Annotated in this window: 17 protein-coding genes and 2 pseudogenes; 5 read left to right on the top strand and 14 right to left on the bottom strand. The window is 71.6% G+C overall.

The genetic code is table 11. The annotated features are described in order from the left end of the window. Positions 1-13: 13 nt before the first annotated feature. Positions 14-652 carry a dihydrofolate reductase family protein gene (locus tag ACIBF8_RS16715; RefSeq protein WP_396783869.1) on the top strand — a complete coding sequence of 213 codons (639 nt, stop codon included), beginning with the start codon at positions 14-16 and terminating at the stop codon, positions 650-652. Positions 653-680: 28 nt separating this feature from the next. Here the strand turns inward: ACIBF8_RS16715 and ACIBF8_RS16710 are convergent, their stop codons facing one another. The 5 genes from ACIBF8_RS16710 to fdxA are packed head-to-tail and all read right to left on the bottom strand — an operon-like array spanning position 681 to position 4,464. After that, the gene (locus tag ACIBF8_RS16710; RefSeq protein WP_396783867.1) at positions 681-1,328 is read right to left on the bottom strand and encodes a nucleoside/nucleotide kinase family protein; all 648 of its coding nucleotides are present in this window, start codon (positions 1,326-1,328) and stop codon (positions 681-683) included. Then, positions 1,328-1,978: an SIMPL domain-containing protein gene (locus ACIBF8_RS16705; protein WP_396783866.1), complete on the bottom strand. Its 651-nt coding sequence runs from the start codon at positions 1,976-1,978 to the stop codon at positions 1,328-1,330. Before ACIBF8_RS16705 ends, ACIBF8_RS16710 begins: the two co-directional genes overlap by 1 nt. 10 nt (positions 1,979-1,988) lie before the next feature. Next, a complete protein-coding gene (locus tag ACIBF8_RS16700) occupies positions 1,989-3,017 on the bottom strand; it encodes a prephenate dehydrogenase (protein WP_396783864.1) in 1,029 nt (342 codons plus the stop codon). Positions 3,018-3,034: 17 nt separating this feature from the next. Then, positions 3,035-4,141, bottom strand: a complete 1,107-nt coding sequence (dapC, locus tag ACIBF8_RS16695; RefSeq protein ID WP_396784302.1) for a succinyldiaminopimelate transaminase — start codon at positions 4,139-4,141, stop codon at positions 3,035-3,037. Next, a complete protein-coding gene (gene fdxA, locus ACIBF8_RS16690) occupies positions 4,138-4,464 on the bottom strand; it encodes a ferredoxin (RefSeq protein ID WP_007464872.1) in 327 nt (108 codons plus the stop codon). Before fdxA ends, dapC begins: the two co-directional genes overlap by 4 nt. A gap of 79 nt (positions 4,465-4,543) precedes the next feature. Here fdxA and ACIBF8_RS16685 point away from each other — a divergent pair, with 79 nt between their 5' ends. Continuing rightward, positions 4,544-5,515, top strand: coding sequence for a GNAT family N-acetyltransferase (locus ACIBF8_RS16685; protein WP_396783863.1), 972 nt, complete (start codon positions 4,544-4,546; stop codon positions 5,513-5,515). 150 nt (positions 5,516-5,665) lie between these two features. Here ACIBF8_RS16685 and ACIBF8_RS16680 read toward each other — a convergent pair whose 3' ends face one another. From ACIBF8_RS16680 to mshB, 3 genes are all read right to left on the bottom strand, one after another. Next, positions 5,666-6,130 (bottom strand): hypothetical protein, encoded by a 465-nt coding sequence (locus tag ACIBF8_RS16680; protein WP_396783862.1) that lies wholly within the window; start codon positions 6,128-6,130, stop codon positions 5,666-5,668. 114 nt (positions 6,131-6,244) lie between these two features. Next, on the bottom strand, positions 6,245-6,682 hold the full coding sequence (locus tag ACIBF8_RS16675) for a hypothetical protein (protein WP_396783860.1): 438 nt from the start codon (positions 6,680-6,682) through the stop codon (positions 6,245-6,247). A 17-nt stretch (positions 6,683-6,699) separates the two neighbouring features. Then, the gene (gene mshB, locus ACIBF8_RS16670; RefSeq protein ID WP_396783859.1) at positions 6,700-7,623 is read right to left on the bottom strand and encodes an N-acetyl-1-D-myo-inositol-2-amino-2-deoxy-alpha-D-glucopyranoside deacetylase; all 924 of its coding nucleotides are present in this window, start codon (positions 7,621-7,623) and stop codon (positions 6,700-6,702) included. Between the two features lie 86 nt (positions 7,624-7,709). On the opposite strand from mshB, the gene ACIBF8_RS16665 reads away from it, so the two are divergent. Next, positions 7,710-9,854 carry a prolyl oligopeptidase family serine peptidase gene (locus tag ACIBF8_RS16665; protein ID WP_396783857.1) on the top strand — a complete coding sequence of 715 codons (2,145 nt, stop codon included), beginning with the start codon at positions 7,710-7,712 and terminating at the stop codon, positions 9,852-9,854. A 51-nt stretch (positions 9,855-9,905) separates the two neighbouring features. Here the strand turns inward: ACIBF8_RS16665 and ACIBF8_RS16660 are convergent, their stop codons facing one another. After that, on the bottom strand, positions 9,906-10,304 hold the full coding sequence (locus tag ACIBF8_RS16660) for a winged helix-turn-helix transcriptional regulator (RefSeq protein WP_396783856.1): 399 nt from the start codon (positions 10,302-10,304) through the stop codon (positions 9,906-9,908). Positions 10,305-10,409: 105 nt separating this feature from the next. On the opposite strand from ACIBF8_RS16660, the gene ACIBF8_RS16655 reads away from it, so the two are divergent. Beyond that, positions 10,410-11,312, top strand: a complete 903-nt coding sequence (locus ACIBF8_RS16655; RefSeq protein WP_396783855.1) for an NADP-dependent oxidoreductase — start codon at positions 10,410-10,412, stop codon at positions 11,310-11,312. Here ACIBF8_RS16655 and ACIBF8_RS16650 read toward each other — a convergent pair. The 3 genes from ACIBF8_RS16650 to ACIBF8_RS16640 all read right to left on the bottom strand — a co-directional run bounded on the left by ACIBF8_RS16650 (position 11,194) and on the right by ACIBF8_RS16640 (position 13,714). Beyond that, on the bottom strand, positions 11,194-12,234 hold the full coding sequence (locus ACIBF8_RS16650) for a helix-turn-helix domain-containing protein (protein ID WP_396783853.1): 1,041 nt from the start codon (positions 12,232-12,234) through the stop codon (positions 11,194-11,196). The genes ACIBF8_RS16655 and ACIBF8_RS16650 overlap by 119 nt on opposite strands. After that, complete coding sequence (locus ACIBF8_RS16645; RefSeq protein WP_396783852.1) at positions 12,224-12,391, bottom strand: hypothetical protein; 168 nt, start codon at positions 12,389-12,391, stop codon at positions 12,224-12,226. Before ACIBF8_RS16645 ends, ACIBF8_RS16650 begins: the two co-directional genes overlap by 11 nt. Positions 12,392-12,526: 135 nt before the next feature. Beyond that, positions 12,527-13,714 carry a helix-turn-helix domain-containing protein gene (locus ACIBF8_RS16640; RefSeq protein ID WP_396783851.1) on the bottom strand — a complete coding sequence of 396 codons (1,188 nt, stop codon included), beginning with the start codon at positions 13,712-13,714 and terminating at the stop codon, positions 12,527-12,529. Between the two features lie 192 nt (positions 13,715-13,906). Between ACIBF8_RS16640 and ACIBF8_RS16635 the strand changes: the two are divergent. Continuing rightward, a pseudogene (locus ACIBF8_RS16635) lies at positions 13,907-14,649 on the top strand (XRE family transcriptional regulator). Between the two features lie 202 nt (positions 14,650-14,851). Here the strand turns inward: ACIBF8_RS16635 and ACIBF8_RS16630 are convergent. Together ACIBF8_RS16630 and ACIBF8_RS16625 are read right to left on the bottom strand one after the other, a co-directional pair. Continuing rightward, positions 14,852-15,226, bottom strand: coding sequence for a DUF805 domain-containing protein (locus ACIBF8_RS16630; RefSeq protein ID WP_396783849.1), 375 nt, complete (start codon positions 15,224-15,226; stop codon positions 14,852-14,854). A 148-nt stretch (positions 15,227-15,374) separates the two neighbouring features. Beyond that, positions 15,375-15,807, bottom strand: a pseudogene (locus ACIBF8_RS16625) (uridylate kinase); the annotation flags it as partial. Positions 15,808-15,897: the final 90 nt, after the last annotated feature.

Below are 15,897 nucleotides of genomic sequence, written 5' to 3'. Positions count from 1 at the left end.
ACGAGGAGGCAGCATGGGCATGATCCACATCGACCTGTTCGCGACACTCGACCTGGTCGCCCAGGCGCCGGGGGGTCCGGAGGAGGACCCCGAGGGCTTCCCGTACGGGGGCTGGCAGGCACCCCTGTTCGACGAGACGGGCGGCCGACAGGTGATGGACGGCATGCGGGGCATGGACGCACTGCTGCTGGGCCGCCGGACCTACGACATCTTCGCCGGGTACTGGCCCAACCAGGGCGGTGGCGTCGACGGCGGGATCGCCGACCTGTTCAACAGCATCCCGAAGTACGTCGCCTCACGCGGCAACCCGGATCTCGACTGGGCGGGTTCCACCCAACTCGGACCGGACCTGGCGAGCGCGGTCCGTGCCGTGCGGGACAAGCACCAGAAAGTCCACGTGATCGGAAGCCTGAACCTGGTGCAGACCCTCCTGCACGAGCGCCTCTTCGACCAGCTCAACCTGTGGATCTTCCCCATCGTGCTCGGCGTCGGCAAGAAGGTCTTCGACGGCGGCGAGGTACCCGCCAACCTGACCCTCCTCGAACCACCCGCCACCTCGGCCAAGGGCGCGGTGCTCCTGCGTTACGGCCTCGCCGCCGGGACGCCCGGCACCGGGGACATGAGCCGTGCGGACCGGGGCGTCAGCGAGTGAGGCGCTCCGGAGCCCCCGGCGGCCTCGCTCAGGCGGCCGGGGGCTCCGACAGGCGAACCACCAGATCGGCACGGCCGGCGGTGGGGGTGATCAGGGCGGCATTCGACTCGTCGCTGCCCAGCGCCCACGCGCGCGCCTGCTCCGGTGACCGACCGTACGCCTCGTGCCGGGCGGTCAGCCGGCGCTGGCGCACCTCGGCGTCCAGGTCGAGAAACCACGCCTCGTGCAGCAACGGTCGGATCTCCTGCCAGGGGGAAGCCGGCAGCAGCAGATAGTTGCCCTCGGTCACCACCAGCCGCACCGACGGCGGCACCTCGATCGCCCCGGCCACCGGCTCCTCCAGGTCCCGGCGGAACTCCGGCGCGTAGACCGACGTCGGCTCCAACCGGTGCAACCGGCGCAGCAGCGAGACGTACCCGTTGGCGTCGAAGGTGTCCGCCGCGCCCTTACGGTCGGCGCGACCCAGGCGGACCAGCTGCGACTGCGCCAGGTGGAAGCCGTCCATCGGCACCAGTCGGGCGACCGACCCGACCTCGGCCACGATCCGCTCCGCCAGGCTGGACTTTCCGGCGCCCGGCGCACCGGCGATGCCGAGCAGTTGTCGCGGGCCGGCCTCGGCAAGCACCATCGCCCGCGAGATCAGCTCGTCGACGGAGAGCACCCGGGCCGGCGGCATCAGCCCAGAACCGGGTCGCTGATGGTGAACCGCGCCTGCACCGCCGCCTGCACGGTCTGCGGCTGTGGGTCCAGCTCAAGCTCCGGCGGGCCACCAGCCGCGCCGCCGCCCCCGGCGAAGGCCGCACGGGCGAACATCGGCCGGTCGGCGGGCCCCGCGTCGGCCAGCTCGATCAGCGAGGTGACCTGGGCGCCAAGCGCCTCCGCGTACTCCCGGGCGCGCAGCAGCGCGTCGCTGATCGCGGCGTGCCGGGCCTCGCGATGGGCGGGACTGTCCGGACGAAGCTCCCACCACGGGCCGGCCACCTCGACCTGATCCTGGTCGGCCAGCCGGAGCATCAGCTCACCCAGCGCGGTGAAGTCGGTGACGGTGACGGTGGTGGTGACGCTGCCGTGCCAGGCGACCACCCGCTCACCCGAGCGCCGGGTCTCCGGCCGCACCCGCAGGGCGCCGGTCTCCCGCCGGGCCACCGTCGACCCGGCGCCGTCCAGCAGCACCCGGATCGCGGCGGCCCGCTCGGCCAACCGGGTCAGCGTGGCCTCCCGGTCCCGGTCGCGGGCTGTCGCGGTGACCGCGAACCGGGCCAGCTCGGGCGGCACCTCCCGGTACGCCTCGCCGCGTACCTGCACCACCGGACTGTCCACCGCCATGCCCCTCAGCCTAGTCAGCCACGGGGAGCCACGCGGCGTAGGAAACCGCGTCCGGGTCGACCTGACACCCCGCCAGGTGCCCACCGGCGCCGCCCAACTCGCGCAGCCAGGTCACCTCGGCGTCCTGGTCGCCGTCGACCGTGAACCGTCGGGTCTGACCGGTGAACCGCCGGTCCAGCAGCGCCGACCGGGCCGCCCTGGCCTCCGTGTACCGGGCGATGAGCGCCTGTGCGTCGTCGGCCCGCAGGGCGGCGGCCAGCCCGTCCAGGAACGCGCGGACCTCGGCCAACTCGTGCAGCACCCGATCCCGGTTGCCGAGCAGCATGTTCGCGGTCCGTTCCGCCGGAGTGCCGGCGACCCGAGTGCCGTCGGAGAAGCTTCCCGCGGCCAGCGCCAGCACCGCGTCCCGCAGTGGCGCCCGCTGCGTCGCCCCGGCCAGCGCACCCGCCAGCAGGTGCGGCACGTGCGAGGCGAGCGCGGCCACCGAGTCGTGGGCCGGTGCGGACATCGGCACGACCCGGGCGTCGAACACGTCCACCAGCAGCCCGGTCAACCAGCGAAAGGCGCCCATCGCGGCACCGGGGGCCGGGCAGAGCACCCAGGCCGCGCCGGCCAGCAGGGTCGGCGAGGCGGCGGTCAGGCCGGCGGACTCCGCCCCGGCCATCGGGTGCCCCGGGACGAACCGCTGGGCGAGCCCGAGCCGATCGGCCGTCTCGGTCACCTGCACCTTGGTGCTGCCGACGTCGGTGAGCACGCAGCCGGGCCCGGTCAGCTCGGCCAGCCGGGCCAGGGTGTGCGGCAGAGTGGGCAGCGGGCCGCAGAGGAAGACCACGTCCCGGTCGGCCACGGCCTGCTCGATCGTGGCCGGAGCGACCACACCCCGGCGCTGGGCGCGCTCCCGGGTGGCCGGGTCCGGGTCCCATCCGGCAACGTCCAGGCCGGCATCGGCCAGGCGCAGCAGCACCGAGCCGCCGATCAGCCCGGTGCCGAGCACGGCCGCGCGCACCCTGGCGTACCGCTCGATGCTGCCGTCGGTCATCGCCGGGCCGCCCGGGATCAGGCCCGGAGCCGGCCGGCGACCGCCGCGACGTGCTCGTCGGACTCGGTCAACGCCACCCGGACGTACTGCCCGGCGGTCGGGCCGTAGAAGACGCCGGCGGCGACCAGGATGCCCCGTCGGGCCAGCCAGTCGACCGTCTGCCAGCAGTCCTCACCTCTGGTCAGCCAGAGGTAGAGGCCCGCCTCGGAGTGCTCGACGGTGAAGCCGGCACCGGTGAAGGCCGCAGTGAGCACCTCCCGCCGGGCGCGGTAACGCTCCCGCTGCTCCTCGGCGTGTCGCTCGTCCTCCAGTGCCGCCACCATGGCCGCCTGCACGGGCGCGGGCACGATCATGCCGGCGTGCTTACGGATCTTCAGCAGCTCGGCGACGAGCGCCGGGTCACCGGCGACGAACCCGGCCCGGTAGCCGGCGAGGTTGGACCGCTTGGACAGCGAGTGCACGGCGAGCACCCCGGCATAGCTGCCCCCGCTGACCTGCGGAGACAGCACCGAAACCGGCTCAGCCGACCAGCCCAGCGGCAGGTAGCACTCGTCGCTCGCGACCACCGCGCCACGTTCGCGCGCCCAGTCGACCACCTTGCGCAGGTGCGCCGCGGGTAGCACCCGGCCGGTCGGGTTACCGGGCGAGTTGACCCAGACCAACCGGACCCGCGAGGTCGGCCCGACCGACGTGAGCGAGTCGGTGCGGACGACGGTCGCACCGGCCAGCCGGGCGCCGTCCTCGTAGGTGGGGTACGCGATCGACGGCACCACCACCACGTCACCCGGGCCGATGCCGAGCAGCGTGGGCAGCCAGGCCACCAACTCCTTCGAGCCGATGGTCGGCAGCACGCCGAACCCGTCGACGCCGGCGCCACAGGCACGGGACACCCAGGCCGCGATCGCGGCCCGCAACGCCGGGGTGCCGGCGGTCAGCGGATAACCGGGAGCATCGGACGCGTCGGCCAACGCCTGGCGGATCACCTCGGGCACCGGGTCGACCGGCGTACCCATGGAGAGGTTGATCAGGCCCTCCGGATGCGCCGCGGCCAGCGTGGCCGCGGCGTCCAGGGTGTCCCAGGTGAACTCGGGCAGCCGCGACGAGACCGGCGCGGGCCGGTTCAGTGGCCCTCGCCGCGCGGTGGCTGCGCGGCGACGAAGGTGGCGTCCTTCTCCACCTTGCCGATCTTCGAGGCGCCACCGGGCGAGCCCAGGTCCTCGAAGAACTCGTAGTTGGCGCCGGTGTAGTCCTTCCACTGCTCCGGGACGTCGTCCTCGTAGAAGATCGCCTCCACGGGGCAGACGGGCTCACAGGCACCACAGTCGACGCACTCGTCGGGGTGGATGTAGAGCATCCGGTTGCCCTCGTAAATGCAGTCGACCGGGCATTCCTCGATGCATGCCTTGTCGAGCACATCCACGCACGGCTCGGCGATGATGTAGGTCACCGGTCTTCTCCTCCGCAAGACACGCCGCGATCTCCCGCGACGGTAAGAGCCTAGTATCTCGCCGGGGAGGGGGTCGATCGTGCTCCGACAGCAGGATGTGGGACACCGGATCGTGGTCCGCCGGATTGTGGGGATTCGCGAAGGCCGGCCGCTCTTCTCGGACGCCCTCGGCGAGCTGGTCGAGCTGAGCGAGACTCATCTCACGCTGGCCACCGCACAGGGGCAGCTCCGGGTGCCGGTGGCCCAGGTCCACCGCGCCAAGCGTGTACCGCCGACCCGTCGGCCGACCGCCGCCGCGGTCGTGGCCCTGGAACGGGCCGCCGACGAGGCGTGGCCGGCACCGACCCGGGGCCGGCTCGGTGACTGGCTGCTCCGGTCGGCCGAGGGCTGGACCGGGCGGGCCAACTCGGCACTACCGATCGGTGACCCGGACCGGCCGCTGGCCGCCGCGGTCGACGCGGTCGAGCGCTGGTACGCCGAGCTGGGCCAGCCCGCCTTGATCAACACACCGCTGCCACTCGCCGCGCCGGTCGGCGCCGAACTGGACGCTCGCGGCTGGGGCTCCCGCCCGCCGACGCTGGTGCAGACCGCGCCGCTCCCCCTGCTGGCGCCGACGCCCGCCAACGCGCCGACCGGCGGGTGGGGCGGCGCTGGCGTCGAGCTGGCCACCGCGCCGAGCGACGAGTGGCTGGCCATCGCCGCCGGCCGCAAGGGTGGTCTGCCGGACGCCGCCCGGCACGTGCTCACCGCCGTGGACCAGGTCCGCTTCGCGCACGTGTACGCCGACGACGCGCTGGTGGCAGTCGGCCGCGGCACGGTGACCGGTCAGGGGCGCTGGCTGGGCCTCAGCCTGATCGAGGTGCTGCCCTCGGCCCGCCGGCAGGGGTTGGCCCGCCGCGTGATCAACGAACTGGCCGCCTGGGGTGGGACCAGCGGCGCGACACACGCGTTCCTTCAGGTCGAGCAGCGGAACGCGGCGGCGGTCGCGCTCTACCAGCGGCTCGGCTTCACCACCCACCACACCTACCTGACCCGGGTCGCCCCCAACTGACCCCGACCGCCACCGGGCGAGACGGCCCGACGGCGCTTGATCGACTCGATTTTCGGGAAGTCGCGGCATCCGGATGCCCAGGACCGCCCGACTTCACGGAAGCCGAGTCGATCAAACGGCGCGCCGAGCGTGTTCCGGGCTAGCCGGCGGTCAGCGGCGGACGACCCGGCGAGGCTTCGCGGCCTTGACCTCGGCGAACCGCTTGAGCTGCTGAGAGCGGTAGTCCCGGCCGAGCGCGGTGAGCACCAGGTAGCCGATCAGCAGCCCGGCGCCGGTGGCGAGCAGGTAGAGCCAGATCTGGGCGAAGAACGTCCCGGCACCGCCGGCGAACGGGTTGTTACCGACCAGCAGCGGCCCGACCAACACGGTGAGCAGCATCGCCACCGGCACCACGAGGGCCATGTCGGCCGCCCAGTCCGCCAGCGGCCGGCGACGACCCCAGCGGAACGCGACCACGGCGAGGATCAGCCCGATCACCGCGAACATCGCCAGCGACACCCGGTCGGCGGCGGTGTCGTCACCGTCGAAACCGAATCGGGTGATCAGTCGCGCGACCACGTTGACCGCGAACAGCGCTGCCACGAGCACCCCGATGTCACGCCACCGCTTGTCCATCGCCGGACCCTCCTGCCGTACGACCCGTCGTCGGGTTCACATCCCTGGCAGGAATATCTACCACCCTTACCTGAGTGACGTCATCAGCCAACACCACCCGGGCAGCAGCCGGGCTCAGCCGCCGAGCATGGGCGGCTGCGGGGCAAGGATCTGCCGGAAGCCCATCACCGCGAACGTCATCGCGCCGGCCACGATCATGGCCAGCCCGACCCAGTTGTCGCCGGCCAGCAGCAGGTCACCCTCGTTGGTCCGGATGGCGGCGACCGCCATCAACGCGAACCACGGCACCGCCGGCAGCGCCACCGCCCACCGGCGGCCCACCGCCTCGTACGCGAACCAGCTCAACACGATGTTGGCACCGATGGCCAGGAGCGCCGACACACCGATCAGTTGCCCGCCGACGCGGACCGTGGCCAGCAGCAGCTCAAGCACTCCGGTCACCACTCCGGCGACGACCACGACGAACGCGCCGATCAGCCGCAGGCCCAGGTCCACCAGTCGCGGCGGTGGCCCCGCCGGGGGCGGGGCTTCCTGGTTGTCCACGACCGTCATCGGTGCGGCGGGCAGGGTCACCGGAGACCCGCCGCCGCGACCGGGGACCGGTCCGGGACGTCCGCGGGCAGGCCGGCGAAGAGGTCGTCCTCCCAGCCGTACGGCCCGGTGCCCGGGCCCTTCTCGCCGACCGCGAGGGTGAAGAACTCCACGCCCATGAACTCGCCACCGAAGTTGCCGGCGATCGAGTAGAGCCAGGAGTTGGCCGGGATCTGGGTGGCGTGCGCCCGCATCGCGGCCTCCTTGGCCTGGTGCTGGTCGGTGCCGTCGATCCGGGCGGCGATCTGGGCGTCAGGGGTGCCGAAGGGCAGGTCGGCGATGTCCTCGATGCCACCGAACGGGTTGTCGGCGGACTCGGCGAAGTGCGTCATGCCGGCCTCCAGGACGCTGAGCGGCATGGCCGTCCAGTAGACCTTGAGCGGGGCGCAGCCCTCGGCAGCGGCCAGCTCGACGGCGCGCATGGCCACCCGGTGCGCCTGGATGTGATCGGGGTGGCCGTAGAAGCCGTTCGGGTCGTACGTGACGAGCACCTGCGGGCGTACCTCCCGCATGATCTCCACGAGATGCCCGGCGGCCTCGTCGAGGTCGGCCTGCCAGAAGGCCCGGGGGTGCTCGTTGGTCGCGAGCCCCATCATCCCGGAGTCGCGGTAGCGGCCGGCACCACCGAGGAAGCGGTGGTCGTTGACGCCGAGCGCGGCGCACGCGGCGGCCAGCTCGGCGACGCGGTACCCGCCGAGCTGGTCGGCCTCGGCGGCGGCGAGCTGAGCCAGCGCGGGCACGTGGATCTCGCCCTCCTCGCCGAGCGTGCAGGTCACCAGCGTGACGTGCGCGCCGTTCGCGGCGTAGTGGGCCATCGTCGACCCGGTGCCGATCGACTCGTCGTCGGGGTGCGCGTGGACCAGCAGCAGGCGGCGGTCGGGCAGCATCGTCACGACGGTCACTCTAACCGGCAGTTGGGTCCCGCTGACGCTGACGCGTCCGCCCAGGTCGGCCACATCACCCCCGCTCCGGCTCTACGATTTGGCGTGTGGACTTTCCGGAGCTGGCCGCCCGCACCCGCCGGTTCAGCCACGGCGCGCCACGCGCTGTCTCGGTGGCTGAGGACGGCTCCCGGGTGATCTTCCTGCGCTCCGCCGGCCCCGAGGATCCGGCGGACGCGCTCTGGCTGCTGGACGTGGGCACCGGTGAGGAGCGGCTGGTCGCCGATCCGGCGACCCTGCTGGGCGAGGGTGGCGACGTGCGGTCCCTGAGCCCCGGTGAACGCGCGTTGCGCGAGCGGCTGCGGCTCAGCGCCGCCGGCATCGGTTCGTATGCGTTGGACGCGGCCGGCCGGGTTGCGGTGTTCGCGCTGGCCGGGCGGTTGTTCCGGGCCGATCTGGTGCACGGCGACGTGGTGGAGGTGGCCGCCGTCGGCCCGGTGCTGGACCCGCGCCCCGACCCGAGCGGGCAGCGGGTGGCGTACGTGACGGACGCGGCCGAGGGGGTGCGTCGGGGCGAGCTGCGGGTGATCGACCCGGACGGCACCGACACCCTGCTGGCCGGCGAGGACGCCGGGGTGAGCTGGGGGCTGGCCGAGCACATCGCGGCCGAGGAGTTCGGCCGGTACCGGGGATACTGGTGGGCGCCGGACGGCCGCTCGGTGCTCGCCGCCCGGGTCGACGAGTCCCGCCTGGAGCGGTGGCACCTACACGACCCGGCGCAGCCGGCCAGCCCACCGACGGCCGTCGCCTACCCCCGGGCCGGTGGGCCGAACGCGGAGGTCAGCCTGCACCTGCTCGACCTGGACGACGGCTGGGTCGACGTGCACTGGGACCGGGAGACGTACCCGTACCTGACCGGGGTCAGCTGGGGCGAGGGCAGCCCGTTGATCACCGTGCTGCGCCGATCGCAGCAGCACGGGCTGGTGCTGGCGGTGGACCCCCGGACGGGTGAGACGCAGGTGCACGCCGAGCTGGCCGATCCGCGCTGGGTCGAACCGATCGCCGGCACACCGGCCCACCTGCCGGACGGCCGGGTGCTGGTCGGTGGCGAGTTGGCCCACGACGGGTACGACGCCCGGTGCCTGTTCGCGGACGGCACCCTGCTCACCCCGCCGTCGCTGTACGTGCGGCGGGTGGTGGGTCGCCTGCCGGCCGCCGCCGGCCCAGCCGATCTGCTGGTGGAGGCGAGCGACGGCGAGCCGAGCGAGCGGCACCTGTTCCGGGTCCGCACCACCATCGGTGGCGGGGTGGACGCCCGTCGGCTCACCACCGACTCCGGTTGGTACACGGCTGCGGTGGGCGGGGACGTGCTGGCGGTCGGCGTCGCCTCGCTGGATCACGCCGGGGTGCGCTGGACGGTGCGTCGCGGCGGTCAGGAGGTCGCCGAGCTGCGGTCGTTCGCCGCCACCCCGCCGTACTCTCCGCTGCCGCTGCTGGAGCGGGTGACCGATCGGCGGCTGCCGGCAGCGGTGCTCTACCCGGACAACCATGTGACGGGCCGGCGGCTGCCGGTGCTGCTGGACATCTACGGCGGCCCGGGGCACCAGGAGGTCGTGGCGGCGCGGGCCGCGTGGCTGGAGCGGCAGTGGTGGGCCGACGCCGGGTTCGCGGTGGTCACCATCGACAACCGGGGTACGCCGGGCGTGGCGCCGTCGTTCGAGAAGGCGATCCACCGGCGGGTGGCCGACGTGATCCTGACCGACCAGATTGACGCGCTGACCGCGCTCGCCGGTAAGCACCCGGATCTGGACCTGGGTCGGGTGGGGGTGCGCGGTTGGTCGTTCGGCGGGTGGCTGGCCGGGTTGGCCGTGCTGCGCCACCCGGAGCTGTTCCGGTGCGGGATCGCGGGTGCGCCGGTGACCGACTGGGCGCTGTACGACACCGCGTACACCGAGCGTTATCTGGGGTTGCCGGAGGACGGCTTGGACGTCTACGCACACCATTCGCTCGTCGAGTTGGCCGCCGAGCCGGTCACCGGGCCGGACCAGGCCCGCCCGTTGCTGCTGGTGCACGGGATGGCCGACGACAACGTGGTGGCCGCGCACACGCTCCGGCTCTCCGCGGCCCTGCTGAGCACCGGCCGGCCGCACGCCGTGCTGCCGCTTACCGGGGCCACCCACCTGGCCGCGAACGGCACCGCCGAACGGCTACTCCCCCTGGAGCTGGATTTCCTCCGCACCCATCTTGGCTGATCTCCGGCGGATACGTCGCGGCGGTCGCTGACGTGATCGGCGCCGTAGGTCTCAGGGGCGGGCGTCGTATTGCGTCCGGGCTTCGAAAACACGGTCCATGTGCGTCTCCGCCCAGTCCTTGATCGCGATCATGACCGGGAACAGTTCATGGCCGAGCGGGGTCAGTTCGTAGTCGACGCGGACCGGCACCGAGGCGGTGACCGTGCGGGTGACCAGGCCGTCACGCTCCAGCGTGCGCAGGGTTTGGGTGAGCATCTTCTGGCTGACGCCGGCGATGCGCTGGGCGAGCTGGCCGTGCCGCTGCGGGCCGTCGACGAGCGCTGGGATCACCAGGGCGACCCACTTGTCGGTGAGCCTGCTCAGCAGCTCACGGGTCGGGCACTGTTCCAGGAACGCGTCGTAGTCGCGTTTGGCCTGTTCGCGGCGTTGCGCTGCGGTCGACGTCGCCATTCTGTCCTCCTTTGGTGCCCTAGGCACTTTAAGGTACCTACTTTCTCACAGTGCCGACGATTCGTACGTTCGTGGTGATCACGAAATCCCACGAAGGAGAAGGCGATGCGCGCAGTCAGCTATGCACAGTTCGGAGGGCCCGAGGTCCTACACGTGGCCGAGGTGCCGGTGCCTCAGCCCGGGCCGGGGCAGGTGCGGGTGCGGGTCGCCGCGTCGGTGCTACATCCGGTCGATCTGATGGTCCGCTCCGGTCGGTTCCCGGCCCCGTTGCCGACCGGTCTGCCGTACACGCCCGGCTGGGACGTAGCCGGCAGCGTCGACGCGGTCGGCCCGTCGGTCGAGGAGTTCACGATCGGCGACGAGGTCATCGGCTTCTCACCGTGGCTGCAAACCACGGCCGGCGCCCACGCCGAGTACGTGATCCTCGACGCCGCCTGGCTGACCGCCGCACCCGCCGGTGTCCCGGCCATCGAGGCGGCGACCCTGCCGACCAACGGCCTCGCCGCCGCCCAGGCCCTCGACCTGCTCGCGCTCCCGGCGGGTTCGACCGTGCTCGTCACCGGCGCCGCCGGGCAGGTCGGTGGGTTCGTTCTGGCGCTGGCCCGGGCGGCCGGTCTGCACGCCACGGGGCTCGCCGGAGCCGACGACCGCGAGTTCGTCGAGTCGCTGGGCGCGGCGTTCCTGTCGCGCACCGACGATCCGACGGGGACGTTCGACGCGGTCATCGACCTGGCGGTGATCGGCTCCTCGCTGCTGGACCTCATTCGGGACGGCGGCGGCTACGTGGCCGCGTCACCTCCGCTTCGCCCGGAGCCGGTGCGGGGGATCCGGACCTTCGCGCTGGAGGTGCTGCCGGACGGGACCCGGCTGGGCGAGTTGGTCAAACTCGTCACCAGCGGCGACATCCCGCTCCGGGTCGCCGGCGTGTATCCCTTCGCCGATGCGGCGGCCGCCCACGACCGGCTGGCCCAGGGCGGCGTGCGTGGCGGCGTGGTGATCGTCCCCTGATCCACAGCGAAAGCTCGACCGTCACGTTCCGCGGTGAGCGTGCCGCTCGCGCCAGCTCGACGGCCGTCGGCCCGAACGCCGTCCGGTAATGGTCGTGCCCGTCGCCCACGCGAGCGGCCCGCTCGGCGGCCTCGTCCAGCAGGTCACCGACCGCCCGATCGTCGCCCGCTCGGGCCGCGATCAGGGCGGCCTGCACGAGTAGCGACCCGCACAGCGACAATTCCGCCGGCGTGCCAGCCCTCGGATTCGGAGCCACCTGGGAGGCGGCGGCCAGCATTACCGGCCCTGCCCGCCCCGATGCCCGCAGCACCTGGCCGAGCTGCACCGCCGCGCAGGCCAGCAAGAGCCGATCACCGGCGGCGGCGGACATCGCCCGATCAGCGGCCAACCAGGCGAGGCTTCCCTCGCCCAGCTTGACGAGCACCGCCGCCGTCACCCGGTACACCTCCACCACCGCCGCCCGCCCGGCCTCCGGGTCCTGACCGTGGGCGCGGTGAGCCTCGGTCACCACCGTGGGCAGCAACTCGACCAGACGCGGATACCGGGCGTGCTGGTAGGTCGTCCACGTGTGCCGCACCTGCCGAGCCAACCGATCGGGCGACATCACCTCCCGGTCCGTCGGGCGTCCAAAAGCCATCGGGTACGCGGACAGCGCCACCCGAATTCGCGCGACGCCGTCCCTGCGCTCGGCCGCCCCGGCGGGCTGGGCATCACGGCCGAGCAGCGCTGCGGTGTCGACCCTCAGCACCGCCGCGATCTCCCGGATGGTCGACACCCGCTCCAGGGAACGGACCCCACGCTCGACCTTGTCCACCCAGCTCTTCGACTTACCCAGCCGATCCGCGAACGACTGCTGCGACAACCTGCGCCGCACCCGCAGGTACGCGACGCGTCGACCGATCGGCACCGGATCACGGCTCATTACGCCACCGCCGATCCGGCACTGCCCGGGTCGTCTCCTGCACCGGTATCCGCTCCGCCTCGGCCTGCGCAAGCAACCGGCGTTTGGCTTCTTCCCGATCAGCGGCGTCGATCTGCTCACCCCTGGCGGGCGTCCTGGTGTCGTCCGTGCCGCTCATTCCACCTCCGCTGGCGGGGGCAGGTGGTCTCGCTTTGGCGAACTCTTCGTTCTGCTCCCGCCCTCACTCACAGCATCTGGTGAACAGGCGGTAGCAGAAAGCTAGCCGATGTCCGCTGGTCGCATGTGCCGTCCGCTATCGAGTCACGGGCCGGTACGCCTCGTACACCTCACGGAATGCTGCCGCCTCCGCTGTCCCGGTGCGCTCGACCTTCCGGAGCACTTCCCGCGCCCGCCACCAATTCGACGAGACCACTCGCCCCGACCGGACCGCGTCGGCGGCGACAACGCTGGCCTCGTCCATCTGGTCGGCGGCCACCAGTGCCATGGCGAGATCCAGACGGGCGGAAGCAGAGCGCCGTGGCCGCTCACCACCATCGCCACGCGGGTCCAATTCCGCCAGGGCAATCCGGGCCATCTGCTCTGCCGCTGGGTCACCCGCCCACGACAGCGTGGTCGCCGTGTATGCCAACGCCTTCGTCGGGTCGTACCGGTAGTGGTGCTCGGCCCGCTCCGGCACCGGCAAGTTGGCTGTCAGTCGCCCCAGACGCTCCAACGCATCGCGCGTCCGCCGCACGTCGGCCAACCGCGCCCATACCCGCGCCTCCTGGGCAGTGGCCTGGAGGTACGCCGAGCTCCCACGAGGCGCCACCCGCTGCGCCTGCCGCGAAAAGTCCATCGCCCGTCGATAGCCGCCCCGGGTGAGCCAGTCCCACGCCTGCGTCTCCAGGCACCACGCCTGGATCTCCGAATGCTCAGCATGCTCGGCAAGAGCCATGGCCGTGCGCAGATGAGAGCCCGCTGCGGGCTGTTGCAGCAAATCGATGTGCACCGTCGCCCGCAGCACCGTCAGCCAACCCGCGGCAACGATCAGCCGCCGACGCTGCGTCAGCGTCCCACGCCCGTCGAGCAATCGACCCACGTAGGCCAACTGACGCCGCACCAGCGGCAGCAGATCAACTGGGCGCAAAAGCGCGTATGCGCTGGCCAGGTCGTCCACACCCGCCTCGATCCGAGCGAGCGTCTCGGCACTGACATCGCTGACCCGCACCCGAGCCAGCAACTCCCCGGCCTCGGTGTCGTGGTCAATGGGCTCGTCCACCAGGCGGAGAAGTGTCCCTTCTGCCCCCAGGACTTCGTCGAGGTGCCTCGCCGTCTCGGGGGTGGGGGCTTTCGCGCCGGTCTCCAGATCGTGCAGGTGACTCTTGCCCCGATGAGCGAGCTGACCTAGTGCCCGCAGCGACAGCCCGCGTTCGGCCCGAAGCGCACGAAGGCGAACACCGAAGCGCGGATCGACCTGCGACACGACGACGCCCCCTCTCACAAGCAGGAGAACTCGGACCGGATCGACGGACCACTGCTACGGAGAGTACATCGAACGAATACGAAGCCATGCTGGCTGAAGCCCTCGCAAATCACCAGCGCCCCCGAGGTGTCGTCTGACGCGTCATGCCGGCGCACACCACGGGGGGCACTCATAGCGATATTGGAGTGACCCAGCGCTATCGTGGCGGACATGAACGCCCCGAACGCCGCCCTGTGCGCGGTCCGCACCGGGATGCGCATGAGCCAGGATGACTTCGCCCGCGCGCTCCAGGCCGCCGGCCGTCGCGTCGGCGAGCCCAACGACGCCAACAAGAGACTTGCCCAACGCTGGGAATCTGGGGCGATCGCCGCACCGCGACCCGTGTACGCCCGCGCCTTGGAGGTCGTCACCGGCCTGCCAGTCTCACTGCTCGGCTTCGCCGCGATACCCGACGGCCATCCCGTCGATGACCAACGCGGTGGCCACGATCTGACCACGCCACTGTCCAGCCTGGCCACTCCAATGCCCAAGCCGCTGGCGGTCCACGCGTCATACGAGGGCGTCTGGCTCAGCCGCTACCAATTTCACTCCAGCGGCCGAGGAAAGTCTTTCGCCGGGCAGCACTTCGTGGTCGTGCTCCAGCACGGCGACCGACTGACGGTGCGCAGCCTGCCCGGCTCGGCGGCATCGTCGCTGTCAATGGACCTCACCGTCGACGGTGCCGTGGTCACCGCACCTGGGTGGAGCAGACCGATCCCGCTGGCTACTACCGGGGAGCCCGGTACCACGGTGCAGTCCAGTTGCTGGTGGAGCCCACCGGCCGACGGATGGCCGGGAAATGGGTCGGGTTCGGCAAGGACATGGACGTCAACACCGGGCCGTGGGAGCTGGCCTTCCGGGATGCCTCCACGTCCAAGGCGACGCTCGATCACTACAACACGTCGCCCGAATAGGACGCCTCGCCAACTAATCCGCAGCCGGCTGCGCGCATGCTCGCACGCTGCCAGGATCGCACCGGTGACCTGTGCCGCGGAGAACGCAAGGGCCCCCTTCCGTCGAAAATGCTTCGGGAGGGGGCCCTTGCGTGCCTGCGATCGAGCTACTGCTTGACGTACGCGTTCGGCATGGTCACGCGATGCTGCGCGCGGGCAGCAGTCAGTCCTTGGGGCTGGCGCCGAAACGGTTCGGTCCGGGCGTGCCGCCCTGTACGAAGAACACGATCAGGACGATGGCGCCCACGATCGGCACCAGGGCGATGAGCAGCCACCACCCCGTCCGGTCGGTGTCGTGCAGGCGTCGCACCGCGACGGCCAGCCCGGGCAGCAGCAGCGCCAGCGAGACGATAGTACCGATGAGACCGCTCGACGAACCGTCCACGAAGTTCAGTCCCAGCGCGCTGTCCAGGGCGGCAGTGACAATACTGACGAGGATTGTGAACAGAAAGAACCACCAGTACTCGGACCGGCGGGCCCGACCCGTGAAGCCGACGTATTGGCTGAACACGGACTTGATTGCGGCAATGAAGGACATAACTATCTCCGGTCTTTCGAGGGGTTTTCAAGGTCATCGCGGAGGCAGCCAAACAGATTGACCCGGCGGGGTCAACAGCCGAGCGGCCGAGGGGTGCTGGCCGCAGCGCCGACAAACGATCGGCCGCACTTTTCCGGAAACTGTGGAATTACGTGCGGTCCGTGTGGCGGCTCTCCCAGACCGGCTGCTGGGGCCGGTCGTTGTGCACGACGATGTCGGCGTGCCGGGTCGGGCTGACGGTAGCGAAAGTAGAGTTGCTGGGAGGGGATGTAACGCTCGCGCCAGCGCCGTTCGATCTCGGCCCGAGATGACACCCGGCGCTCTCGGATCACGGCGCGGTCCACGGTCTTCTCGAGTGCCGTCGACACGAAGATGCGCAGGTCCCACCGGTCAACCAGTTCCGGGCGCAGGAGGAAGACGCCGTCGAAGAGCAGCACGGCGTCGAGCGGGGCGGTCGTGACCGGCGGGGACAACGCCGTATCCGTGGCGCGGTCGTAAACCGAGTGTTGGAAGCGTCGATCTCCGCCCGGGCCGAGCGGATCGAGCAGGACCCGGTTCAGTGCCTCGTAGTCGTGGGTGTCGTGGTTCATGTCCTACCCCGTCCGGTCGCCGGCGGAAGCCGACTGGACGAAGAGGCTGACGCGCAACCGGACTCAGGGACCACCGTCGTA

Origin of the sequence: Micromonospora sp. NPDC050276 (genome assembly GCF_044459545.1) — a bacterium.
Classification (GTDB): Bacteria; Actinomycetota; Actinomycetes; order Mycobacteriales; family Micromonosporaceae; genus Micromonospora.
The sequence above is the reverse complement of the archived record's forward strand: the minus strand, read 5'-3'. Positions and strand labels throughout refer to the sequence as shown.

Excerpts from the sequence above, each read along its gene's own strand:
- ACIBF8_RS16715 (WP_396783869.1), top strand. The coding sequence starts at position 14 with ATGGGCATGATCCACATCGACCTGTTCGCGACACTCGACCTGGTCGCC.
- ACIBF8_RS16710 (WP_396783867.1), bottom strand. The coding sequence starts at position 1,328 with ATGCCGCCGGCCCGGGTGCTCTCCGTCGACGAGCTGATCTCGCGGGCG.
- ACIBF8_RS16705 (WP_396783866.1), bottom strand. The coding sequence starts at position 1,978 with ATGGCGGTGGACAGTCCGGTGGTGCAGGTACGCGGCGAGGCGTACCGG.
- ACIBF8_RS16700 (WP_396783864.1), bottom strand. The coding sequence starts at position 3,017 with ATGACCGACGGCAGCATCGAGCGGTACGCCAGGGTGCGCGCGGCCGTG.
- ACIBF8_RS16680 (WP_396783862.1), bottom strand. The coding sequence starts at position 6,130 with ATGGACAAGCGGTGGCGTGACATCGGGGTGCTCGTGGCAGCGCTGTTC.
- ACIBF8_RS16675 (WP_396783860.1), bottom strand. The coding sequence starts at position 6,682 with ATGACGGTCGTGGACAACCAGGAAGCCCCGCCCCCGGCGGGGCCACCG.
- ACIBF8_RS16660 (WP_396783856.1), bottom strand. The coding sequence starts at position 10,304 with ATGGCGACGTCGACCGCAGCGCAACGCCGCGAACAGGCCAAACGCGAC.
- ACIBF8_RS16655 (WP_396783855.1), top strand. The coding sequence starts at position 10,410 with ATGCGCGCAGTCAGCTATGCACAGTTCGGAGGGCCCGAGGTCCTACAC.
- ACIBF8_RS16650 (WP_396783853.1), bottom strand. The coding sequence starts at position 12,234 with ATGAGCCGTGATCCGGTGCCGATCGGTCGACGCGTCGCGTACCTGCGG.
- ACIBF8_RS16645 (WP_396783852.1), bottom strand. The coding sequence starts at position 12,391 with ATGAGCGGCACGGACGACACCAGGACGCCCGCCAGGGGTGAGCAGATC.
- ACIBF8_RS16630 (WP_396783849.1), bottom strand. The coding sequence starts at position 15,226 with ATGTCCTTCATTGCCGCAATCAAGTCCGTGTTCAGCCAATACGTCGGC.